Source organism: Bacteroides sp. 1_1_14 (genome assembly GCF_000162515.1).
GTDB classification, from domain to species: Bacteria; Bacteroidota; Bacteroidia; order Bacteroidales; family Bacteroidaceae; genus Bacteroides; species Bacteroides thetaiotaomicron.
The window spans coordinates 88,851-112,755 of sequence record NZ_GG774712.1; the positions used below are offsets into that span (position 1 = coordinate 88,851).

18 protein-coding genes and 3 pseudogenes are annotated in these 23,905 nt (G+C 45.2%); 9 read left to right on the top strand and 12 right to left on the bottom strand.

Annotation, left to right across the window (positions count from 1 at the left end):
• From HMPREF9007_RS0125460 to HMPREF9007_RS02740, 5 genes and pseudogenes are all read right to left on the bottom strand, one after another.
• Nucleotides 1–696 (bottom strand): annotated as a pseudogene (locus HMPREF9007_RS0125460) (glycosyltransferase family 1 protein); the annotation flags it as partial.
• On the bottom strand, nucleotides 693–2,168 hold the full coding sequence (locus HMPREF9007_RS02755; RefSeq protein ID WP_008763462.1) for a lipopolysaccharide biosynthesis protein: 1,476 nt from the start codon (nucleotides 2,166–2,168) through the stop codon (nucleotides 693–695). The pseudogene HMPREF9007_RS0125460 and the gene HMPREF9007_RS02755, both read right to left, overlap by 4 nt.
• Nucleotides 2,169–2,195: 27 nt before the next feature.
• On the bottom strand, nucleotides 2,196–3,137 hold the full coding sequence (locus HMPREF9007_RS02750) for a glycosyltransferase (protein WP_008763463.1): 942 nt from the start codon (nucleotides 3,135–3,137) through the stop codon (nucleotides 2,196–2,198).
• 46 nt (nucleotides 3,138–3,183) lie between these two features.
• A complete protein-coding gene (locus HMPREF9007_RS02745; protein WP_032850757.1) occupies nucleotides 3,184–4,302 on the bottom strand; it encodes a hypothetical protein in 1,119 nt (372 codons plus the stop codon).
• A gap of 136 nt (nucleotides 4,303–4,438) precedes the next feature.
• Complete coding sequence (locus HMPREF9007_RS02740) at nucleotides 4,439–4,744, bottom strand: helix-turn-helix transcriptional regulator (RefSeq protein WP_016267747.1); 306 nt, start codon at nucleotides 4,742–4,744, stop codon at nucleotides 4,439–4,441.
• 150 nt (nucleotides 4,745–4,894) lie between these two features.
• Here HMPREF9007_RS02740 and HMPREF9007_RS02735 point away from each other — a divergent pair.
• From HMPREF9007_RS02735 to HMPREF9007_RS02725, 3 genes and pseudogenes are all read left to right on the top strand, one after another.
• Nucleotides 4,895–5,883 (top strand): annotated as a pseudogene (locus HMPREF9007_RS02735) (DUF4373 domain-containing protein).
• A gap of 445 nt (nucleotides 5,884–6,328) precedes the next feature.
• A complete protein-coding gene (locus tag HMPREF9007_RS02730; RefSeq protein ID WP_008763466.1) occupies nucleotides 6,329–8,128 on the top strand; it encodes a bifunctional DNA primase/helicase in 1,800 nt (599 codons plus the stop codon).
• A 241-nt stretch (nucleotides 8,129–8,369) separates the two neighbouring features.
• The gene (locus HMPREF9007_RS02725) at nucleotides 8,370–8,813 is read left to right on the top strand and encodes a VOC family protein (protein ID WP_008763467.1); all 444 of its coding nucleotides are present in this window, start codon (nucleotides 8,370–8,372) and stop codon (nucleotides 8,811–8,813) included.
• Between the two features lie 290 nt (nucleotides 8,814–9,103).
• Here the strand turns inward: HMPREF9007_RS02725 and HMPREF9007_RS02720 are convergent, their stop codons facing one another.
• The gene (locus HMPREF9007_RS02720; RefSeq protein ID WP_008763468.1) at nucleotides 9,104–9,361 is read right to left on the bottom strand and encodes a DUF4248 domain-containing protein; all 258 of its coding nucleotides are present in this window, start codon (nucleotides 9,359–9,361) and stop codon (nucleotides 9,104–9,106) included.
• Between the two features lie 413 nt (nucleotides 9,362–9,774).
• Between HMPREF9007_RS02720 and HMPREF9007_RS26905 the strand changes: the two genes are divergently transcribed.
• Nucleotides 9,775–10,317 carry an HU family DNA-binding protein gene (locus HMPREF9007_RS26905; protein WP_008763469.1) on the top strand — a complete coding sequence of 181 codons (543 nt, stop codon included), beginning with the start codon at nucleotides 9,775–9,777 and terminating at the stop codon, nucleotides 10,315–10,317.
• A gap of 157 nt (nucleotides 10,318–10,474) precedes the next feature.
• A complete protein-coding gene (locus HMPREF9007_RS02710; protein ID WP_008763470.1) occupies nucleotides 10,475–10,918 on the top strand; it encodes an N-acetylmuramoyl-L-alanine amidase in 444 nt (147 codons plus the stop codon).
• An 8-nt stretch (nucleotides 10,919–10,926) separates the two neighbouring features.
• Here HMPREF9007_RS02710 and HMPREF9007_RS02705 read toward each other — a convergent pair whose 3' ends face one another.
• From HMPREF9007_RS02705 to HMPREF9007_RS02680, 6 genes and pseudogenes are all read right to left on the bottom strand, one after another.
• The gene (locus tag HMPREF9007_RS02705) at nucleotides 10,927–12,114 is read right to left on the bottom strand and encodes a glycosyltransferase family 2 protein (RefSeq protein ID WP_008763471.1); all 1,188 of its coding nucleotides are present in this window, start codon (nucleotides 12,112–12,114) and stop codon (nucleotides 10,927–10,929) included.
• Nucleotides 12,115–12,133: 19 nt separating this feature from the next.
• Nucleotides 12,134–13,033 carry a glycosyltransferase family 2 protein gene (locus HMPREF9007_RS02700; RefSeq protein WP_032850742.1) on the bottom strand — a complete coding sequence of 300 codons (900 nt, stop codon included), beginning with the start codon at nucleotides 13,031–13,033 and terminating at the stop codon, nucleotides 12,134–12,136.
• 3 nt (nucleotides 13,034–13,036) lie between these two features.
• The gene (locus HMPREF9007_RS02695; RefSeq protein ID WP_161800175.1) at nucleotides 13,037–14,524 is read right to left on the bottom strand and encodes an O-antigen ligase family protein; all 1,488 of its coding nucleotides are present in this window, start codon (nucleotides 14,522–14,524) and stop codon (nucleotides 13,037–13,039) included.
• Nucleotides 14,508–16,735 (bottom strand): annotated as a pseudogene (locus tag HMPREF9007_RS02690) (hypothetical protein). Before HMPREF9007_RS02690 ends, HMPREF9007_RS02695 begins: the two are co-directional and overlap by 17 nt.
• 10 nt (nucleotides 16,736–16,745) lie before the next feature.
• Nucleotides 16,746–17,495: a TolC family protein gene (locus HMPREF9007_RS02685; protein WP_008763473.1), complete on the bottom strand. Its 750-nt coding sequence runs from the start codon at nucleotides 17,493–17,495 to the stop codon at nucleotides 16,746–16,748.
• A gap of 125 nt (nucleotides 17,496–17,620) precedes the next feature.
• Nucleotides 17,621–18,850, bottom strand: a complete 1,230-nt coding sequence (locus tag HMPREF9007_RS02680; RefSeq protein ID WP_081109811.1) for a BamA/TamA family outer membrane protein — start codon at nucleotides 18,848–18,850, stop codon at nucleotides 17,621–17,623.
• A 201-nt stretch (nucleotides 18,851–19,051) separates the two neighbouring features.
• Between HMPREF9007_RS02680 and HMPREF9007_RS02675 the strand changes: the two genes are divergently transcribed.
• The 4 genes from HMPREF9007_RS02675 to HMPREF9007_RS02660 all read left to right on the top strand — a co-directional run bounded on the left by HMPREF9007_RS02675 (nucleotide 19,052) and on the right by HMPREF9007_RS02660 (nucleotide 23,898).
• Entirely contained in the window at nucleotides 19,052–20,452 is a 1,401-nt protein-coding gene (locus HMPREF9007_RS02675; protein WP_008763475.1) for a C1 family peptidase, read from the top strand.
• 188 nt (nucleotides 20,453–20,640) lie between these two features.
• Nucleotides 20,641–21,990: a Na(+)-translocating NADH-quinone reductase subunit A gene (locus HMPREF9007_RS02670; protein ID WP_008763476.1), complete on the top strand. Its 1,350-nt coding sequence runs from the start codon at nucleotides 20,641–20,643 to the stop codon at nucleotides 21,988–21,990.
• Between the two features lie 48 nt (nucleotides 21,991–22,038).
• The gene (locus HMPREF9007_RS02665) at nucleotides 22,039–23,211 is read left to right on the top strand and encodes an NADH:ubiquinone reductase (Na(+)-transporting) subunit B (protein WP_008763477.1); all 1,173 of its coding nucleotides are present in this window, start codon (nucleotides 22,039–22,041) and stop codon (nucleotides 23,209–23,211) included.
• A 12-nt stretch (nucleotides 23,212–23,223) separates the two neighbouring features.
• Entirely contained in the window at nucleotides 23,224–23,898 is a 675-nt protein-coding gene (locus HMPREF9007_RS02660; RefSeq protein WP_008765873.1) for a Na(+)-translocating NADH-quinone reductase subunit C, read from the top strand.
• Nucleotides 23,899–23,905: the final 7 nt, after the last annotated feature.

Genomic DNA, 23,905 nt, shown 5'->3' on the forward strand with positions numbered 1-23,905 from the left:
GAGATATACTTTATAATCATGAGTGTCGGTATGTGTACGATAGTAATTTGCCATGCCGGCTATAACTCTGTCGAAACCATGCCATGGGTGCATTGTCGCTACGGCAATCAGTTGTAGAGAATGTGCGGTATCATTCTTTGGACCTCTTAAAGGGATTTCGCTGAAATCAATTCCATTTGAGATGCGGATGGTGGGGCGATTCCAAATAATGTCATAGTCCGAAAAAGTGACGATCTTGTCAACATAGCGTGCCAGATGCTGTCGGAAACATTTGTCTATAAATAGGATTCGTTGGTATACGAATGGGAGTCCCTTATATTCTTGGTCGTATGGATATGTCGGGATTTCCATCACTATACGTGCTCCGGTCTTTTTTAGTAGTTTCATCAGCCGTATGCTGAAAGGGCTGGCATTATGGACATAGCGTACATAGATAAAGTCTATGTTTTCTTTCTGTACATAATGTACGATACTGTCAAATTCGATTCTTTTTAGGATTTTTCCTTTGATCCCGAAACCATAGTCGGCAATTATCGATTCATCTACCATACGGCGTTTATGGTTGTCCGTATCGTCTAGCCAACACGTATGCATTTCTAGTCCGCATTCTTTGAGGGCTTTTACTTGATAACGTATCTTTTTACTGATTCCGTTGAATGCTTCGAAACCATGGAATATGAGGAATAATCCTTTCATTGTTTGTTCTTTTGTACTAACTTTCTATTTCTTGCAAGAGTCTTCACTTTGCCTGTGATATCATAGGTGTGTGTTACTTGCATATATGTCCCAAAGATAATAAAACTTACGAAACTTTTTGCAATAAGTGTTACGAAAATATTCATATTTTCCATCATATAATATATAGGCGTGAGGAATGCTGTTATTAGTAGGCTGACAAGGAGTGGAGAAAGAAGTTGTCTGATAAATATCCATGCGTTTCTTTGGAATGTAACTCGATACATCATCCAATAGCATTGTACGAAATTGATAGTAAAAGTTATCACAATACATATTGCTACAGCTGTCAGTGTGCCGAAATAGAATATCCCTGCCAGCATTCCGGTCACATTAAGTATGGACGAAAAGAGTCCGCAGACAAAAAGGCTCCTTGTATCACCTGCTGCCTGAAAAATAGAGCCTGAAGAGGAGAGTATGATCTGAATACCGACCGAAAGTGACAGTATCCGGAATACAGGAACCGAAGGCAGCCATTGATCACCAAAAATAATCAATGTCACTTCTTCTGCCGTAAAGAAAAGCAGTACGCTGAGTGGCAGACCGATGAATGACAGAAAACGGACAATGCGTTCGTAGGATGTTGCCAGCTTTTCCTTGTCATTCTGGAAATCGCTGAAGATGGGGTGCATGACCGGTGTGATGACTTGCGTAATATTTTGCAGAGGGAGCATCATCAAGCGGTAGGACTTTTCATAGTATCCTAAATCAGACATACTCATATATTTACCAATCAGCAGTTTATCCAGATTGCGGCTGAAGTAGTTAATCACGTTAAACAAGAATTGATAGGCCGAATAGGAGAATATCTTTCGGAGTACTTTCAGTCCTAGCGTGAAACGCAGCCGTTGCGGATAGCGTTGATAGGAAATAACGAATATCAGTATGCTGGAAAGTATAGGATTGATGATCAGCGCATATAAGCCGGCTCCGCAAAGCGCGGCAGTTATTGCTCCGGCACCTCCGGCTATCTGGATGATAAAGCTTCGGACAGCAATAAACTTGAACTCTTTGTTGCGGTAGAACAAGGCTCCCGGCACGATGTTGGCAGAGGCGAAGAACAGGTTGACGGACAGGAGCTGGCACAACGTCCGTAAGATCCCACTTTCGTAGTAATCGGCGATCAGCCAGGAAGCGGCAAAAAAGAGTATACTGATTCCGATGCCTGTCCATACGGTGAATGAGAAGATGTCCGATAGTTCTTCTTTAGTCAATGATTTATGTTGTACGATAGCAGGCGATATTCCCATATCCGTAAAGAGATTGAAAAATGCAATAATGACCGTAGCGATTGCCACTACTCCGAAGTCATCCGGAGAGAGCAACCGCGCAAGAATCCCTGCCACGACGAGTGATATAATGATTCCGCTGTATTTGGCTAGTGCCGTGTAGAAAACTCCGGAAAATAACTGATGTTTAATATTGTTTGCCATTGCCTGAATGATTCTTTTCTGGTCTACTTATGAATGATGGATTTTGAATAACAAGACTCCGATGCTTCTTATAGATATGAGTTTTTTGTATCTAAACAGACACCGCCACGCCAGCCGAAGCCGGTACGGGTAAGAGAGCACATGAGCTTGCCAAATGACAGCATTCAGCATTTGCGACAGATATAAATCAATAGTATTCCTGATTTTGTATTCAGAGGTTTGATGCTTGAATTTGACTATCTCTTGAGCAACAGTGAGATATCCTTTTAAATTTTTGAGTGAAAAATCGCATGTCATAATTGAATTTTTACGTATGCGCCGGTGAAAGAACGATCGTTGGATACAGCTTGTTCTTCGGGTTTGCAGATAAAGTAAGGTCGTGAATAGCTGATCTTCGTGTACAATATCCGGATAAAAGAGGAGCTGCCGTTCTTCCAGAAAAGCTGTGCGGATAACGTTCAGGCAGGCGGATGGGGTGTACGTTTTGTGCTGCAATTGTATGTTGATAGCTTCGGGACCTGTATAAACCTTGTCTTCTAACTTATCGGTACGTTGATAATTTAGTACGGGAGCATTGCGAATATTCTCTTCAAAAAAGCTCTGAGCATCAAAGAAAACGAAATCCAGTTCTTTTTCTTCGCATTTGTTATAGCATAACTCCATTGCATCCTTTTCCAACAGATCATCACTATCCATGAAATAGATGTATCTTCCGTGGGCATGCGTGATGCCTGCATTGCGTGCCATTGACAATCCTTGGTTGGTTTGCGAATACACCTGTATCCGACTGTCTGCCGCAGCCAGTTCTTCTACAACTTGCAGACTGTTATCCGTGGAGCCGTCATTGATGATGATGATTTCCAATTCCCGCAGTGTCTGATTCATAATGCTTTCTACTGCCTCCCGAACATATTTTTCGGTGTTATAGACAGGTATGACAACACTGACTTTTATTTTTTTATTTTCCATAAATTCTGTGTATGGCTACTCTATTGTTGTTTGTTTTTGAGATCGTTTAAAGAGAGAGATTGGCTAGGTTTCTGTAAAGCTCCGCATATTCTTTTCCTATTTTTCCGCTGTTCATGTTTTCGATGGCATATGCATAGTTGTCTTCCCCCTTCCTTCGGACGGACAGTTGGCGGGCTGTCTCCAGTGCTCGTATGATATCAAATTTGTTGTCGGGGTGGAAGACGGGGTTGCCCGTATCTTGGAGGATTTCTCCTATATTCCCGATATTGGGGCCTATGACCACTTTGTGAAAAAGGAAGGCGAGAGGTATACTGGCAGAGTTCAGAATATCTTTTCGTTGGATGAATATTACATCCGAAGCGGCCATGTAGTAAGGCAGGTCGCAGTTGTCTATAGGTTCGTCGCTGGCTCCGGCGTGCATTCTGCGCAGGCGGTTGAGCAAGGGTATAAGCAGGTAATATCCTGCCCGGGATGCCCAGCGCTTGAAGAAGTTGCTGCCATACCTGTTGAATCTCGAAAACGGGTACAGCCGTGGAGCAAGCAGGAACTTCTTTGCTTCATCCCATTTTCGGAACGCTCCGGTCACCATCCGCCTCTCTTCACGATTCCGGAACTTTCCGAACGACGTGACGATAAACGCCTCCTGCGGCAGATTAAGATACTGGCGTGCGCGTTCCACACTGATGTTCTCCTTGTACGTGTATTGATAAATATGATGCGGAATGATGACATTCCGGCTGTCCGCGTGTTTGGCTGCAAATTCGTCGAGACTGTAACGTCCCATGTGCACCACCACGTCGCTTTGTCCTTCGATAATGTCATAAGCACGGCCGATCACCTCGTTCGCATCATACGGACGGACATTGTGGCGCGTATACACGAACCGGGCCCCACGGGACCGGAAAAAAGCGATACACTCCTTCAGGCGGCAAATCCTGTCCGGATCGTCACAATTCCCTTCCATCACCTCTTCGGGCCATTGGAAGTGGATGATGTCGTAAGGTGTATCCGAGTTCCAGAACTCATTCGTGGAACATCGTACGTCAATCCCCGTCGTCCTGATAGCATCGCATAAAATGGGGACAAAAAGATTGTCCGTATCTCCATTCTCTCTGAAAACGATTAATGCTTTTATCGGTGGATTTCCTATTTCATTGTCGTTCATGCTTGATTCTTTGTTTTTGGTGGGCTTTTGCCACATACAAAGGTAATAAAAGATATGATACTTTTCATCTTTTTTGCTTTTTTTCGGTGTTGTGCCTTTATTCTTTGTGCGTCCGTTTTATCTCTCTGTTACTCTATTAGTTGTCAAGCGTGTTCATATCTATGAGAAACAGGCTCCTGTCGAAGGGGATATGCCGCTTATGGAGGTACTTCTGATAGTGGTAGCATATCGTTATGAAACTTTGTACGCTGCATTTGGTCACTTCGTTTTCGTACCGGCTCAGGGTGGAAATACTGAGATTGGTCACATCTGCCGCCTCTTCAAGGTTCAGATTACATAGGTGGCGCAAATGGATGATTCGTTCTATTTGTGCATGACAGTTCGCTTCAATACGCAGCCGGTCGTAAATTTCTTCCTTGGTCGCTCTTTCGTATCCTTTCATAATTTTTTCTTTTTACTAATTATGCCGCAAAGTTCATAGAAAAATGTCAAACATCGTTTGCAGTTCTGCAAGTAGTTTTTCAAAAAAGTATTCGGACCTTTGCAGAACGAATTCGGGACATCCTGAATCACAGTCAATTAATTGTAAGATATGAAGAAAGATCAGTATTTTAATTTAGAGGTAAATTTTTTGAGTAATGACAATATTGTCAGAATGATGATGGAACTTGACGCTGCGCAATCGCTCGGAATCTATATGATGCTTCTTACGCATTTGCGTAAAGCGGACAATTATGAAGCATCTTGTTGTCCGCTTTGTATGGGGGCTTTCGCGCGGATGTATGACTTGGATGCCGATGTGTTGCAAAGGGTTCTCCGTGAGTTCGACCTTTTTGTGCTTGATGAAGAACGGCAAATGTTCCGTTCGCCTTATCTGGACAGGGTGATGGCAAAGCTCGAAGAAAGGCGGATGATTAATGTGGCAAACGGCAAAAAAGGAGGTCGTCCGAAACGCATGGGAAGCACACCGGAAACACCGATGGATAAAGGCGAAAAACCGAATCAAAACCAGAAGAGTAGAGAAGAGGAGAGAAGAGTTACTACTGTTGTCAAAGACAACAACAGTAGTAACGAAGAAAAGACAGAGAAAGAGCACTCTGCCGCCGCTGCTTCTGACGGACTTCAGATTGTTCCTCCACCGGAGGATAGGGGACAGTTGCCCCTACAGCCGGTTCTTCCGTGGGAGATGCTGGTGGATCAGATGGCCGAATCGGAAAGTTACATGGAGTCGATGGCTATGCACTCCTGTATGGGCAAACTTTTCGTGGAACGGCAGGAGGAGGTGATCGCTGCTTTTAAAGAGCATATCCGACGCTTTGGCAGGGAAGATGGCTTGCTGTTTTTGAGGGATGTGAAACTGTATTTCGGCAATTACCTCTCTCCGGGCGGACGTCCGGCTCAGGAGCTGAAGAAAGGCTGCTCGGCAGTTGCCGGCAAGCAGCTGAGGAAGAACTGTATCGCTTTGAACAACTCATTGGCGGGCAACGGACGTATCTTGGGCATCCGATTCCGAAGGATGCGCCTCCAAGACCGGACAGGTCTGCCGTGTGGGATGAAGTGCATTGGAAGTGGGGAAATTAGCTCCGGATTTCTCCGACATCCGGCTACGTGAGCGTTGCCTTTCAGCTCGGTGCTCGTTCATGCTTGGCTCGGTGCTCGTTTATGCTCGGCTCGGTGCTCGTTCATGCTTAGCTCGCTGCTCATTCATGCTCAGCTCGCTGCTTATCGGTGTTCAGCTCGCTGCCCATCGGTGTTTAGCTCGGTACCCATTGATGCTTAGCTTTCCGCCTGCATTGGGAACTGATAGAAAAATTATTAACTGAAGTTTCGCAAGTTCTTTATAATATTGACAAACAATAGTATCTCAATTGGGGTTGACTAAAAAGTCGGTTCTACCTTTATTCTCCTCCTTCCTGAAGGAGGGGAATTAAGATAGTTTTGATAACGCAAAGGTAACCTGCGAAACTTGAATTATTAATACAACTTAAAATCTCCTTTTCGAAAGGGAGGAATAGAAACAAGAAATATGAGAAATTTTGCTAATTATCATGTCGATGTCCGCAGACATACCAGCGGTGTCGTTAAAACCATTTGCGAGCAATGCCTCCCGACGAGGCACAACAAGCGTGACCGTTCGCTGCGGGTCAATATCGACACGGGGCATTGCCATTGCTACCATTGCGGAGCCGACTTCTACGTCCCCGACGATGCCGAAGAGCGTGAGAAAGCTGAGCGACAGGCTGCCCGTAAACGTCGTGCGGCATCTGCCGTTCCCCAGCATTTCCACCGTCCGGTGTTCGACGCTTCGAAGACGACGCTTTCCGAAGCTACGGAGCGTTGGCTGGTAGAGACGCGTTGCATTCCGCAGTCCGTCATCGCCGGTCTGCGCATCACGGAGCAGGAAGAGTTCATGTCGCAATCCGGCACGAAAGAGCGGTGCGTCTGTTTCAACTATTTTGAGGACGGGAAACTCGTCAACACCAAGTTCCGCAGCGGTGCCAAAAATTTCAAAATGGTGCAGGGAGCCGAACTGATTCCCTACAATATCGATTCCGTGCTGGGACAGGACACCTGCATCATCCACGAAGGCGAACTGGATGCCGCGTCCTCCCTTGCCACCGGATTCAAAAGCGTGATCTCCGTACCTGCCGGAGCTAACGCGAACCTTTCGTGGCTCGACCGCTTCATGGAGTCGCACTTCGAGAATCTGAAAGACATCATCATAGCCGTTGACACCGACTCTGCCGGGCTTAAACTGCGTGACGAACTGGTCAACCGTCTGGGTGCCGAACGTTGCCGTGTGGCCGTCTACGGACCGGGCTGCAAGGATGCCAATGAACATCTTGTCAAATATGGGATCGACAGCCTTCGTATCGCCATCGAGCAGGCGGAAGAAATCCCTCTTGAAGGCATCTTCACCGCCGCCGATCTGCACGAAGATCTGCGGGCATTGTTCGACAACGGCTTCGGTCCCGGAGCGGAGACGGGCTGGGAGGAGATGGATAAGATTTGTACGTACGAACGTAGGCGGCTGGTCATCGTTACGGGCATACCGGGGGCCGGAAAATCGGAATGGCTGGACGAACTGGTGTTGCGCCTCTGTATGCGCCATCAGTGGAAGATAGCGTTTTTCAGTCCGGAGAATAATCCTATCGTCTACCATCTCCGCAAGTTGATCGAGAAACTGACCGGACGCCGTTTTCAAAACGGTTGCGGCATGACGGAAGGACTTCTGCTCCGTTCGGAAGAGTTTCTTGCCGAAAACGTCTGTCACATCGCCCTCAAAGGCAGCGCCACTCCGGAACGGGTGCTTGCCAAAGCCCGTGAACTTGTCCTGCGTCGGGGATGCCGCATCTTCGTCTTCGACCCGGTCAACCGTTTCGAGCATACCCCCGCGCCGGGGCAATCGGAAACGCAGTATCTTTCCAATTTTCTGAATCTGTTTACGGAGTTTGCCACGCAATATAACTGTCTGGTGATTCTTGTGGCGCACCCCCGAAAGATGAACCGCAATCCGGTGACAAACCATACTCCGCGTCCGGATATGTACGACGTAAACGGGTCTGCCGATTTCTTCAACAAGGCGGATTACGGCTTGGTAGTGGAGCGTGACAAGGAGGTCGGAGTGACACGTGTCTATGTCGAAAAAGTGAAGTTCAAACATCTCGGAACGGGTGGTGTGGCTACTTTTGTCTACGATCCCGTCAGCGGACGTTACCTCCCCTGCGAAGAGTCCCAAGACCCGTCCGTCCCACCGGAACAACGGGTCAGAAACACTGTCAATGATAGCTCGTGCTGGTTGCCGGAGAAGGAGCTGTTTGAATAGGTAATAGGTAATAAGTAATAAGTAATAATCGTAGCTGGTGAGGAGGGTGGTGGGTAACAGGTCACGGGGGATGAGTAACGGTGCGGATCACTGGTTGAATGGTGATTCATTTTGATACCAGTTTACTTTATTTTCGCACAGTTTTGAGGTAAATACGGATTCATGAAACGTCATCCGATAGAATGATTATATTTGCATTTCGATTCTAAGAAACAAATAATAAACCATTAATCTGTAAACAATGAGATTTAGTAACGTAAGATTATTAGTAAAGGACTTCGCCGGATGCTTCAAATTCTACACCGAACAACTCGGATTAGAGCCGGCCTGGGGAGATGAGAATAGCGGATACGCCAGTTTTAAAGTAGCCGACGGAATAGAAGGTCTCGCCCTTTTTGTATCCGACTGGATGGCGCCTTCGGCAGGTAATGCAGATAAGCAGCAGCCTGTTGGGATGCGTGAAAAATTAATGATCTCATTCAGTGTGGATAACGTGGACGAAACCTTTGTCGCACTGAAAGCAAAAGGCGTGACATTTATCAGTGAGCCTACGGATATGCCCGATTGGGGGATGCGTACCCTGTACCTGCGCGATCCCGAAGAAAATCTTATAGAACTCTTTACCCCTTTGGCACCGGAGAAATTTAGCCAGGAACTTATCGAAGAAGATCAGAAATTTCATTAAGAGACACGGCTGAAAAGCAACGTGTTCATCCGAGTGAACCGGAAAATGATATTGAATGGAGTTGTCCGAAAAGAGAACGTCTGCTATCGTTTTGCTCTGTCATCCTAAGTCTGCCGAAGAATCAGCTCTTTATATTAGTCAAAGAAGAGATTCTTCTCCGTGTGCTGAATGATAGATTGATAGTATTTATCTTCTTTTCGGACAGCTTTATACATTAATCGGGTATCTTGTCCGGAACTATTCTTATTTTGTTTTAACTGCTGATTGGCAGCAATACTTGTTGCCTGTTTTCAAGGCTCCTGCAGCACTTCTACGATCAGTCGTACTTGTGCGGGTGTGTAGTGTCTGCTTCGGGGATTCATGCCGGTGGATAGCAGGCGTTCTTTTAGTCCGGGTGCGGCTTCGATCCATTCGTTGAAGCGGTCTACTGCGCTTTGTTGCTGGATGTTGGGGATATATAGCATGGCGAGTTCTCCTTTTCCGTAGCTGCGGTATTGGAAGGCTTTTTCTTCTTCCTGTTTTTGCAGGGTATCTGTATTTGCTTTCATTCTTGATTTAATTATAGGGTGTTGTAATGGGTATAAAGTTACTGTTTTTTACTGTATTTAGCAAATTTGTTGCTCATGAAAGTGTTGCTTTTATGCTTGTATTATTTAGTTGTTATTCACGTTGTCTGCTTATCTTTTGGGGGGATGTTTATTCGGGGTTGGTTAGGATCTTTTTCAGTTTTATCTGCTTTATGGTTACTTTGTATTTGCTTTTAGTATGCTTTCAATCTGTTTCTGATTCACTTTATTTTTTTTATTCTGCTTTATGCTGTTTTAATCCGTCTTAATCCGTTTTATCCCGTCATAGTCCGGCGCAGTCCGTCGTAATCCGGGAAGTCGCCGGTGCACTGCCGTATCTTTGTTTCACCAACAGAAAGGGAGAATGTCCTTCTTTTCTTTAATACAAATTCAGTATGGCAACAGTGTCTGTGGTGCGCTATCAGCGCAAAAAAAAGATTGGTGATGACAAATCGCCGATGGTGTATGTGCTCAAACCCAAGCCGGGGGAATCGAAACTTTATTCTATCGAGTCGCTGGCGCGTGAGATCGAGTCGATCGGTTCGCTTTCGGTGGAGGATGTGGAGCACGTGATGCAATCCTTTGTCCGTTCGATGAAGAAGGTGCTCGTAGCGGGGAATAAGGTAAAAGTTGATGGCTTGGGGATTTTCTATACCACGCTTACTTGTCCCGGTGTGGAACTGGAAAAGGACTGTACGGTGAGGAATATCACTCGTGTCAACCTTCGTTTCAAGGTCGATAATGCTCTGCGGCTTGCCAACGACAGTACGGCAACCACACGTGGCGGGGACAATAACATGGTCTTCGAACTTGTCTCCAAGAATGCGCCGGCTTCGGGAGGCAACGGTGATGGCGGAGGCTCCGGTAGTGGCGGTGGCAGCGGTTCCGGTTCCGGTGGCGATGGAGGGGAGGAGGAAGCTCCCGATCCTACCGTTTAGTCCGGTAAGTACATCAGCATCATTAATGTGTGATACCTGTAAATGAATAACCTGTAAAAATGAAAAGTTATGATTGACAAGATTTTGGAGATTGCATTGGAAATCCTGTTTTTCTTCCGTAGGAAGAGAAAAGGAAAACGAACGAAAGGGCAGGTCGATGAGGAAGATTGACCTGATTGTGATCCACTGTTCCGCCTCTAGGGCGGACAGGGATTTCACGGAAACAGACCTTGAAGTGTGCCACCGCCGGCGGGGATTTAACGGGATTGGTTACCACTTTTATATCCGGAAAAATGGCGACATCAAGACTACCCGCCCCATTGAACGGATAGGAGCTCATGCGAAAGGATTCAACCGGACAAGTATCGGCATTTGCTATGAGGGCGGACTTGACTGTCACGGGCGGCCTGCCGATACCCGTACCGAATGGCAGGTACACTCGATGCATGTGCTTGTGCTTACGTTGCTGCGTGATTATCCCGGTTGCCGGGTGTGCGGGCATCGTGATCTGAGCCCTGATCTGAACGGGAACGGGGAGATCGAGCCGGAGGAATGGGTGAAGGCTTGTCCGTGCTTTGATGCGGAGGAGGAGTGGGCTTGACGAAGGCCTTATTCTTCTCCGTGCTCAGTATGAATAAACTTTTTGTTTGCTCCTTTCAGTCGGAACATATTGGCTATCATTGCCAGTGCCAGTGCCGGAATTTGCAGGATTGCTTTTCCTAATTTCCGGTTCAGCAACTTTCCCGGCACAGGTATGATCATGGCGGCAACTTGGGCGGCTGATAGTATCCACCATTTGATGGCCGTATACCACTCGTTTTCTCCGCTTTGCAGACTCATTAGTAAGCCGATTGCGGTAAAGAGTAAAGTGAAACCGAAAACTCCCACCAGTTGTATCAGACGGGGAGGCAGCATCCATTGAAGAATCTTGTCGCAGTAGTCGATATTTCCCTGAATCAGTGCTTTCGGGAAATCGGGCAAGGAAGCCCGCAATGCACCGTATTGTGCTGCAATCCATCGTTTACGCTGATTTTTGATACCTTCTTTTTTCTGTGTCTTTTCATCGTATACGGACAGTTGTTCCAGATACTCGATATGAATGCGTTGTTTTAGCAACAGGGCTTCCAGCTCCTTGTCTTCGCCCGATGTTTGCAGATGTCCTACATTTCGGCGGAACCAATGAACGTCGAATGCCATTCCGGAACCGGCTAATCCGGCTGACAATCCTATCGCGTTGTGCCCGCTGCGGAAGAATCCGTTGTTTATTTCTTCGCTGATCGCATCCAGAACAGCGATGTCTGTATTCATGTTTTTTCCTGTGCGGTGGGCTTGTACAGCATGCAGGCCGGAGTCAAAAGCACGGTTGATTTCTGCGAGGAAATTGGGTGTCGTTACATTGTCGGCATCCATGATCACTACTACGTCATAAGATTCGTTGGCAGTGACGTTCATTGCCAGCGTAAGGGCTTTGGCTTTGGAACTATTGGTATAGTCGGCTACTTGCAAACAGATGGGGAGTGTTTGTAGGGCAGCATTCGTGTCCGGCTGCATCTGATCGGAGATGACAAGAACGTCGTACATTTCTTTGGGGTATTCCTGTTCGAGGAAACTACGGATAGTGGAGACGATCACCCTGTCTTCCTTGTATGCAGGGAAGAGTACAAGAAAACGACGCTGGATATGTGCTTCGGAAAGTTTTTGCGGACGATAGAATTTGGAAGCAATGGCGTAGAACAGCAGATAACCGACACAAAGTGCCAGGAGAATAAAGAGAATCCAATCAATAAAGGTATACATGGTCTTTCATTTTTAAGGGTTATCGGATAGGAGAGGTGATAGAAAAGCTTCTGACAACACCTTTCCATACTGTGGCAAATAAATCGAAACGACCTTTCAGGGCAAACTGAAGGCTGTTTTTTCCGGCAGCTATGGTAGATTGATAAAGAATGGAGAGCAGCCGCTGAGCACCTTTCCGGTTGCGGCGGGTGTAGAGCAAACGGTTGCGCGTCATGTAGAAAGTACGTAGCTTGCTGAACTGTCCGGTGCTCTGGCTTTCTTTGTGGAAGATGGTGCAACGAGGCTCATACCATAGTTCGTAACCGGCATTTGTCATCTGTGTACACCAGTCCATTTCTTCATAATACAGGAAGAATATTTCCGGCATTTCTCCTACTTTCTCAATGACTTCACGTTTTACCATGAGTGCCGCCCCATGCAGGTAGGGGGTCGTGTGCGGGGTGTCGAACGTGCCGTCGTCCGGACAGCCGAAACCTGTCATTTCGTTGCGTATAGTGATTGCCGACAGGGAGGTGAATCCGGCAAACTGTATGTTTTGCGGAGGAAAGGCAAAGCGTATCTTCGGAGAGACGGCTCCGATGTTTTTCTGACTTTCCAGTCGCTCTGTCAGGTAGTGGAATCCGTCTGATTCAACATAAGTGTCATTGTTTATCAGAAAGATATAGGCTCCTTTGGCTACTCTGATCCCCAGATTATTTCCACCGGAGAAGCCTAGGTTAGACTCGCTCCGCAGGGTGACTATATCGGAATATAGCTCCTTGATTTTAGTCGCTTCGTCTTCGCGCGAAGCATTGTCTACGACGATGATTTCATAGCTCACGGAATGTACATGTGTTTGCAGCGATTCTATTAATTCGCAAGTGTCTTTAAAGCCGTTGTAGCAAACTGTGATAAAGGAGACTTGAGGTTCGTTCATCATAATCTATTGTTCGTTTTTCAGTTCTGTTTCTTTACTTTGCTGCATCCGCTTGTCAATGTACGGTCCTGCGAAGCAGAGGGCAAAGGCTGTGTATATGGGGATGGAGTTGGGATATTGCATCACGTCGTTGGCATAGGCTGCCAGATAGAATCCGGCAGCGGTACAGAGCCAGGCAGTAAGTAAGCCTCGCAGGCGTTTGTTCATGATCTTGAACATCAGTATCCATCCGCACCATGCAAAAAGGACTCCGTGAACAGCCAGGTAGAGAACTAGACCGATGATTCCGGTTTCTACCCATACTGAGACTAACCAGGAATCCGGTGGATAGGGCATACGTTCTTTGGGATAGAAACGGTCGCCTTTGGATAACCCTATCCCATATCCAAAAGGCTTGTGAATCATCAATTCTCTCATTCTCTTTCGATTGTCTACACGTAATTGATAGGAAGCGTCTTGGCTAGGACGAAATGCAGAACGCATCTTGCGGATATATTGATTGTCATCTCCTATATTGGTACATACAAAAAACAAGAATAACAAGGCAAGAACTGAAATACCTGTAATACATGCTTTGCGATTGCGTGAAAGAATAATGAAACTCCCTAAAGCACCGATAGGCAGAGCTATCGCAGCCCGTGTTCCAGAAATTCCCATTCCGTAAATGGCGGCAATAATGACAATTATAAAATAGATTTTCAGCCATACACCTTTTATATAAAAAAGTGAAATTCCAAAAAGTGAAACACCCATAGCCATGTGTACGCCGAAGTTCGCTGCATCACTGAAGAATGAGAAATAACGAATACCGGACCAAATAATATGAGTTCTTGCTCCTCCCAAAACGTATAAAAAATACTGCTCACGTTCATTAAAACCACAGTTTTTTTGCCAATATCCTTTGGCTGCTGCCAAGAGGATGAAAAGAGACCATATAATTAGAAGCCACTGAATCCCCTTGATGTTACGGATTGCTAACGGTACGATGACAGCACATACAATAGGATATATGAGATAATGGGTGATGGAGATATTCCATGCTGCCTGAACATTGTTCGGATTAGCTATCTCTAATATGCAATAAACTCCCCATATCAGAAAAAGCATAAGCATACCATTACGACTTTCCGACCAGTCAATTTTTTCATGCATTCCGTACGCAAAGAGCAAAACAACGGCAAACAATGTACACATTAATGTTGCTACTCCCAATGGTATGTCTGTCACTGCATAAGCTGCTGCCAGCAGGAATTGGAGAATGAAAAGTGTATAGAAACTTTGCTTTGAATATTTGATAATTAATAAGAAAATAACTGTCATTAAAGGTAATGAACTAATCGTCAGAAAGAAAGGAAGGGAAGTACGAAAGAACATTTTGTATAATATATACAATCCTCCTGCCAATAGTAAATGTACCCATCCTTTATTGGCAAAATAGTTACCGGCTACTGTTAAGTATTGACTGTATTTTCCTTTATCATTCGTCATCTTCATCTCCTGATGTTGCCGGCTGCTTCTTTCTTTTTGTGAACGTAAATATACTTTCTGTCAATGCTAATTGTGACAGTCGGTATACTATTTTCCTCCAAAGTGTATATGGTGGAAGCATACCAGTGTAGTCTTCAACCACATTGCGGGATGCGTGTGTCAAGTAAACATAAAGTGGAGTTTTACCTACTTGTTGACTTAGCTTTTCTGACAAGAGCTTATCGGTCTCTTTCCAACCACGGTCAGCACGGGCTACGAGTATATTTAGATTAGCTTCTTGTAGTAATTCCAGCGATATGCTAGCTTCCCGCAGATTGGGATATTCAACGATGAGAATATCTTCTTCCTCTGATGTGTATAGATCGGTAATGCTTTTGGCCAGGTTGTATTCTCGTGAATCAATTCTGAAGTCTGACTTCCATGTTATTACTTTTGTTTTAAGTCCGATACTGTTCCAGTATTTTTTAGGGCTTCGATCACATAACTTTTGCCTTCCCCGCCTTCTGTACTAATAAAATTGATAATGTAGGGCAATCCTTCTTTCTTTTGCTGACAGAAACGAAGGATACTATTGCTTAACTGTTTTGTAGCTATACTTTTTGATTCTTCAACATGATTGTGATACTCTAAAATAGAGTCTTTGGGAAAGGCGCCTAACATCGGAAGTCCAATCAAACGACGTGTACGAATAGAATCGCGTAGAGTACGGTCTAATAATTCAAGAATTAAGAAGAATCCCAAAATAAATAAGAAGGTACCGGCACACGCTGCCATTACCATTTTTTTCAAAGGAGTGGGCATGGCACTGATCGGATATGCCGGAGCATTCAACACTTTTAATGCAGCGGAGGTCATTTCCAAATTTTTTCTACGCATGAGGGCATCATTGTAGCTTTTCAATACAGACAAGTAATTTTGCTCTATAAAAGTTATGTTACGCTCTTGACGTTTGATAGTGGAACCTACTGGTGCAAACTGTCTGTATTTCTCGTTGAGGTCTATACGGCTTTGCTGTATAATTTGTAAGTCTGATTTGGCTTTTTCGTATTGCATGGTTACTTCAAGCCACTGTTCTATGATGTTCTCTTTAGCTATTCCTTCTTTGGTATATTTGTTCTCTACATATTTGTTTGAAAGCTCGGAAAGCTCCTTGCGCGTTTGATTTAAGCGATTCTTATATTCCTGTAATGAGGCTTCTTGATTCTGATGATCACTTGAAATCGTTTCCATTTCTGAGATTTTTCCTGTAAGCGAAGCGGCTTCATTTAGTTTATCCAAGAACTGAAGATTGTTGATTACATGTTTGGCATTGCTGCCCATTTGCTTTTCCAGTTCGTTTAACATTGCTTTGGCGCTGTTGTATGCAATCAGTACGTTTTGTTCACGTAACTCAAACTCTTTGTTGATGGCAGCGATTTCTTTGGTCTCATCGTAATAATTAATAACACGTTTTTCTACGTTATATTGCGTTAGTGAGTCTTCTTTAAGCCGAAGTTCCTTTCCGATGCGTTGAAGTTCGCTTTTAAAATATTCGATAACTTTATCTGTTTCACCATAACGGATTGCACTGTATTCGTTTACAAATTCTTTGGTCAGAATGTCAATGGTATTATAGGCGATACCCGGATCACTTGCCGTATAACTTATTTCAATCAGATCGCTGGCACCTTTACGCGCTACTCTGATTGCTCTGAGATCATTATAAGAGTAATAGGGCAAATTATAATAGAATACTCCATAGAGATAGTTTGCTTGAGTCGGTCTCAAGTAATTGAAAAAGTTGGCTACCGTTTTATCTTCGCTGTTTTTATCTATTAATGACAGTATTTCTTTCCCGTTCGGACTATTCTTTAGGTGTTCATATATTCTGTTGTAATTGCTGGCTTTGATGAATTCATTGTCTTCTTTTGGATTACCTTTGATCAGACTTCGGGCATATAATCGCATAGATACCCGTTTGAGTGTACTTTCAGCCTTGATAATGTTCATTAGGTTATCCATAGCGTTCTGAGTTGTCGCCCAATCCACTTTGTTATTTCCACCTTCTAGATTGTAGCCGGAAGCAGCACCAGTGTAGAGGGTTGCCTCTACATTATATGTTTTGCCTATCATGCGTTTTCCAAAATAGTAAACAGCAAATGTTATAATGGCTGTTCCAATTACTAACCACCAACGGATACGATATAGGAATCTGCTGATATAAAGGATGTATTCCATAAATGTATGTTTATTTGTTTCTTAAAATGGGAGTGTGGGTGATTAACTCAAGTATCATTAAACTCTTGCTTAGTTCGAATTTGCTGTTTTCGAATTTCTCTTGTGCGTCAGATTGGCGAGACTTTTCAGATGATAAAGTCCCCGAGTCAATAGCTCCATTCGAGAAATCCTTTTCAGCTATACTATATTGTACATTAGCAAGCATGAGGGCTTCGGCATTAAGTTTAAGAATGTTTAATTGGGAGGTCGCAGTTGCGTATAAGAGGATAATTTCCTTTTTCATTTCCTCAAACTTAACTTCTTTTTCAAGCTGGGCAGTGCGCACATTCAGTTTTTGACGTTTTACCCGTGCTGTCAGGTCAAAGAGCCCGTCTAAAGGAATATTGACTCCTGCACCTACCGTATATCCGTTCTGTGCCTGTGTTGCATAGGTCAGGTAAGGTGCAATCGCTACATCGGTATAAGTAGACTCGTTACCGAACATACCATACTGGTAGCTGCCCCGTAAACTGAAAAAGCCTAAGAAGGCACGCTTCTCTTTTGCCAGAAGTTTCCGTTCAATTTGTTCTTTTACTGAAGCTAATTCGTAAGTTGGAGCGCTTTTTGCGTTCTCGAAAAGAAGATCCAGCGGTGGAAGTGTAATGCTGGAATAATCACTTGGCTGTAGTTTTGAGTAATCGCTTACCTCTTGCGCAGTTACGCTTCCCATGGAGGCAAACAAAAATAATAATCCTCCGAAGAGGTATTTGATTTGTTTCATAAATTAACCCTATTATCTGCTTTTGCTGTGTTATAGCAACGCAAATATAAGGATTAATTTTATTTAATGATGTTCTTATGGAAGCATTTTATCATCTTTCTTGTTAATTATGAGCAAATACTTGTTTAGAATGCCTCCGTCATGTTGAAATAGAATAAATTCTGCTTGTTCACCATGTCTCTGCCGAAGTCAAGACGGACGTTCATACGGGGCTGAACTTCAATGCGTAAACCGAGTCCCAGATTAGGAAGTACACCTTCGATTTTGCCCGGAGTAGGGCCCATGAAGCCGCATCCTCCCCATGCTACGTAGCCTACATGATTCAGCATCTTCTTCACCCAATTGCTTTTGTCCGTATTTATCATCTGACGGTATTCTGCCATCATCACGTGGGATGACTTGTCGCGAAACTGTCCCATATAATAACCACGAAGGTCGAAAGGAGTGCCGCTGAGTGCGTATTTAGTCAATGGAACATTGCCGAATACATTCTTTGTTTGCACTGTCCAAGCCAATACTTTACGTTTGCCTAGGGTCTTGTATTGGCGGTAGTCTATTTCCAAACGGTAGAAATTATTATCGCTTCCGAAGGCTTTGTTGTACATCATCCCACGAAAGTCCAGATACGTTCCCCGATAAGCATTGGCGGGAACGTCACGGGTGTCGTACGTCAGCAGGAAACCGACTCCGGAACTGAGGTTAGAGTAGCCGTGATCCGTACCGCCGGCAGCAATATACGATGGTTGCTCTATCATTCCTGCGGCAGGTTTAGTGATCTTGTCATAATTGAAGTCGATCTGCGGGCCGGCAAAGAAGTTGCTTTTCCCCAGACGGAATAAAAACCACGGATTCACCTGCACACCGCTATAACGGTATTCGCTGGTGTCTTCGCCACGCGGATAGTCCTTGTTGGTGCTGTATCCGATGCCGTAGAAATTTTCCAGTGTATTCTTATATGCAAAGACTCCGAAGATGCGGAATCGGTCGCCTTTGAAGAAAAGCTGCGGTTTGGTGAACAGGTTCAGTCCTCCTTCGAACATCAGGGCGATGGCCATCGGCACCACCGAACGTTGTTGGGTAGTATCACTCGGATTCATCCGAAACGTCATCAATGCACTACCGCCGATCAGTAATCCGAAGTCAGGAGTATAGCTGGGGCCACCTAATATATTATAATGTAGATTACGTTTGGCTACACGCTGGCGTCGCAATTCTTTTTTGGAAAGGGTGGGGGTGGAATCTGCCGGGGCTACCCCGACTTCGTCAACAGAAGTTGTAGTCGTTTGCAGTTCATCGCTTTTTACTGCCGTGTCAGCCGTTTGAGCTAACGAAATATTGATGAATAGAAACATCATCAATATACCTATTGTATATCTTTTCATATTCTTTCTTGAAATCCGCTGCAAAGGAAACTATTTTATTTCGATTAGTTTTCATTCTCATAGATAATAAATCTAAAAAAGAATCGTATTTTTGCCAATTAATAATATGTAAAACGAAATTGCCAACGGATTACTATTAGCATACAGGCAAAGTTAATTTATAAACGATCTATAATGAATAAACGAATTTTATCAGTTTTTGTTTGCTGTGCCCTTTACTATTCTGCACAGGCACAGGACGCGAAAGGCGGCATCAGCGTTGACATGATGCAGCAAATCAAACAGAGTTATCAAGGCACTTCTACCGACAAGGCTATCCGGAACGCCATCAGCAACAACGACATCCGCAAGCTTGCCCTGAACCAGGACAATATGAAGGGGATGGATACGCATTTTTCTGTCAAAGTGAACTCCAAGGGGATCACCGACCAGAAATCGTCCGGACGCTGCTGGCTCTTCACCGGTCTGAACGTAATGCGTGCCAAAGCCATCGACAAATACAATCTGGGTTCTTTCGAATTCTCGCAAACCTATCCTTTCTTTTTCGACCAACTGGAAAAGGCCAACCTTTTCCTTCAAGGCGTCATCGACACCAGCGACAAGCCTATGAACGATAAAATGGTGGAATGGCTGTTCCGCAATCCGTTGAGCGACGGCGGTACATTCACCGGAGTAGCGGACATCGTAAGCAAATACGGTCTCGTCCCCAAAGACGTGATGCCCGAAACGAACAGCAGCGAAAACACCGCCCGCATGGCGAATCTGATCGCTCTGAAACTTCGCGAACAGGGGTTACAACTCCGTGACATGGCTTCGAAAAAAGCTAAACCTGCCGCTATAGAGGACGCTAAAGTGGAAATGTTGAGCACCATTTACCGTATGCTTGTCCTGAACTTGGGCGTACCTCCTACAGAATTTACCTGGACGCAATATAATGTCAAAGGCGAGCCTGTAGAAACCGCCACCTACACCCCGCTTTCTTTTCTGAAGAAATACGGTGACGAAAAGCTGATTGACAACTACGTCATGCTCATGAACGACCCCAGTCGCGAATACTACAAATGTTATGAAATAGACTACGACCGCCACCGCTACGACGGCAAGAACTGGACATACGTCAACCTCCCGATCGAGGACATCAAGGAGATGGCCATCGCCTCTCTGAAAGACAGCACCATGATGTATTACTCCTGCGACGTCGGCAAGTTCCTGAACTCTGACCGTGGTCTGCTCGACGTCAAAAACTATGATTACGACTCATTGATGGGCACCACCTTCGGCATGGACAAGAAGCAGCGTATCCAAAGCTTTGCCAGCAGCTCCAGTCACGCCATGACCCTCATGGCAGTCGATCTGGACAAAAACGGAAAACCGACCAAATGGATGGTTGAAAATAGTTGGGGTGCCGGAGCCGGTTATCAAGGCCACCTCATCATGACAGATGAATGGTTCAACGAATATACCTTCCGTCTCGTTGTGGAAACGAAATACGTGACCCCGAAAGCACTCGAAGTCTTGAAACAAAAACCGATCCGCCTGCCGGCGTGGGATCCAATGTTTGCCGGCGAAGAATAACCAACCGACAATCACGCTGCATAGACTTGTGTGCCGCAAGGTCTTCCAGCCTACTTTATTAAAGAACGTGTGCGAACACAAAAGGAATTACGGATATTTTTCCGTAATTCCTTTCTTTTTTCCTCCCGAATCACATTATTATTTATTACTTTTGCGGCAAATTTTATGAAACCATTATTTTATATAGCATGGCAAATGTAATAAAGTTACGTAAAGGCCTTGACATAAACCTGAAAGGTAAAGCTGCTGAGACGTACACAACAGTGAAAGAGCCGGGATTTTACGCACTCGTACCCGATGATTTTCCTGGAGTGACACCGAAAGTGGTTGTGAAAGAGCAGGAATATGTGATGGCCGGTGGACCCTTGTTTATCGACAAGTATCATCCTGAAGTGAAATTTGTTTCGCCCGTGAGTGGCGTAGTGACGAGCGTTGAACGTGGTGCTCGCCGTAAGGTATTGAACATCGTAGTGGAAGCTGCCGCAGAGCAGGACTACGAAGAATTTGGTAAGAAGAACGTATCCTCTATGGATGCAGATGCTGTGAAGTCCGCGCTTCTTGAAGCAGGTCTGTTTGCGTTTATCAAGCAACGTCCGTATGACATCATTGCAGACCCGACGGTAACACCGAAGGGCATCTTCGTTTCCGCATTCGATACCAATCCGCTGGCTCCCGACTTCGAATTTGCTCTGAAAGGCGAAGAAGCAAACTTCCAGACTGGTCTTGATGCCCTCGCCAAAATGGCAAAAACTTACCTGAGCATCAGCGTGAAACAGAAAGCCGCTGCACTGACACAGGCTAAGAACGTTACAATCACCGCTTTCGACGGACCGAACCCTGCCGGTAACGTAGGTGTTCAGATCAACCACCTCGACCCCGTTTCAAAGGGCGAAACTGTGTGGACAATTGATCCGCAAGCCGTTATCTTCATCGGTCGTCTCTTCAATACAGGCCGTGTGAATTTCACCCGCACAGTAGCCGTAACAGGTTCCGAAGTGTTGAAACCTGCTTACTGCAAACTTCAGGTAGGTGCATTGCTGACTAACGTATTTGCCGGAAACGTAACAACTGACAAAGATTTGCGCTACATCAGTGGTAACGTGCTGAGTGGCAAACAAGTTTCTTCTAACGGATTCCTGGGTGCTTTCCACAGCCAACTGACTGTAATCCCCGAAGGTGATGACGTTCACGAAATGTTCGGATGGATCATGCCGCGCTTCAACCAGTTCAGTGCCAACCACTCATATTTCAGCTGGTTGATGGGCAAAAAGGAATATACGCTGGATGCACGTATCAAAGGCGGCGAACGCCACATGATCATGTCCGGTGAATATGATAAGGTATTCCCCATGGATATCATGCCCGAATATCTGATTAAAGCGATCATCGCCGGTGATATCGACCGTATGGAAGCGCTGGGTATCTACGAAGTGGCTCCCGAAGACTTCGCACTCTGCGAATTCGTCTGCTCTTCGAAGATGGAACTCCAACGCATCGTCCGTGTTGGACTCGACATGCTCCGTGCTGAAATGGCATAATCCGCATGGCAAATTGTAAATTGTAAATCGTAAAATAGTAATATATTAATGAAAGCGTTAAGAAATTATCTCGATAAGATAAAGCCGAACTTTGAAGAGGGCGGTAAATTCCACGCATTCCAGTCGGTGTTCGACGGCTTCGAAACATTCCTGTTCGTGCCCAGCAAGACTGCGAAAACGGGAACGCACATACACGACGCGATCGACAGCAAGCGTATTATGTCGATTGTGGTTATTTCGTTAGTACCGGCGCTGCTGTTCGGTATGTACAACGTAGGTTACCAGCATTTCACCCACACGGGTGCTACTGGCAGCTTCATCGAAATGTTTATCTACGGATTTCTGGCTGTATTGCCTAAAATTATCGTATCATACGTTGTCGGTCTGGGTATTGAGTTCGTCGTAGCTCAATGGAAGAAGGAGGAAATTCAGGAAGGATTCCTTGTTTCCGGTATTCTGATCCCGATGATCGTTCCGGTAGACTGTCCGCTTTGGATTCTTGCCGTAGCAACTGCATTCTCTGTTATCTTTGCAAAAGAAGTATTCGGTGGTACGGGTATGAATGTGTTCAACGTAGCGTTGATCACCCGTGCATTCCTGTTCTTCGCTTATCCGACCAAGATGTCCGGTGACGCCGTTTGGGTATCCGGCGATACCATTTTTGGTATGGGACAGGCTGTAGACGGTCTGACTGTGGCTACCCCGCTGGGACAAGCTGCTACATCGGGCACGGTTCCTGCATTCAACATGGATATGATAACAGGTCTTATTCCCGGTTCTATCGGTGAAACAAGTGTGATCGCCATTCTGATCGGTGCCGTTATCCTGCTGTGGACAGGCGTTGCAAGCTGGAAGACGATGCTTTCCGTATTCGTTGGTGGTGCATTCATGGCCTGGGTATTCAATGCTATCGGCATGGAAAACAACACAATGGCTCAGATGCCTTGGTACGAACACCTTGTATTGGGTGGTTTCTGCTTCGGTGCCGTATTCATGGCTACCGACCCTGTGACATCCGCACGTACGGAAAGAGGTAAATACATCTTCGGATTCCTGATCGGTGTGATGGCTATCGTTATCCGCGTACTGAATCCGGGTTATCCCGAAGGTATGATGCTCGCTATCCTGCTGATGAACATCTTCGCTCCGCTGATCGACTACTGTGTAGTACAGAGTAATATCAGCCGTCGCGAGAAACGCGCTGTTAAGTCTAACCAATAATACCGAATGAAAATGAATACAAATAGTAATAGTTATACTATCATTTATGCTTCGGTAATGGTTGTTATCGTTGCATTCCTGCTGGCATTCGTTAGTTCTTCACTGAAAGCTACACAAGACAAGAATGTGCAGTTGGACACTAAAAAGCAGATTCTTGCTGCATTGAACATTAAAAATGTAGAAGATGCTGATGCCGAATATCAGAAATATGTAAAAGGTGATATGCTGATGAACGTAGACGGCACGCTGACTGAAAACACAGGTGAGTTTGCCACTAACTACGAGAAAGAAGTGAAAGAACACCAACGTCTGCACGTATTTGTATGTGATGTAGATGGTCAGACTAAATATGTGGTTCCTGTATACGGTGCCGGTCTTTGGGGCGGTATCTGGGGATACGTTGCTCTGAACGAGGACAAAGACACAGTTTACGGTGTATACTTCTCACACGCAAGTGAAACTCCGGGTCTGGGTGCTGAAATCGCTACTGACTGGTTCCAACACGAATTCGCAGGCAAGAAGACACTGGAAAACGGTGCCGTTGCTCTGGGTGTTGTTAAGAATGGCAAGGTAGAAAAAGCTGATTACCAAGTGGACGGTATCTCTGGTGGTACGATCACTTCGGTAGGTGTGGATGCTATGCTGAAGGCTTGTCTGAATAATTACATAAGTTTTTTAACTAAATAATAAGGAG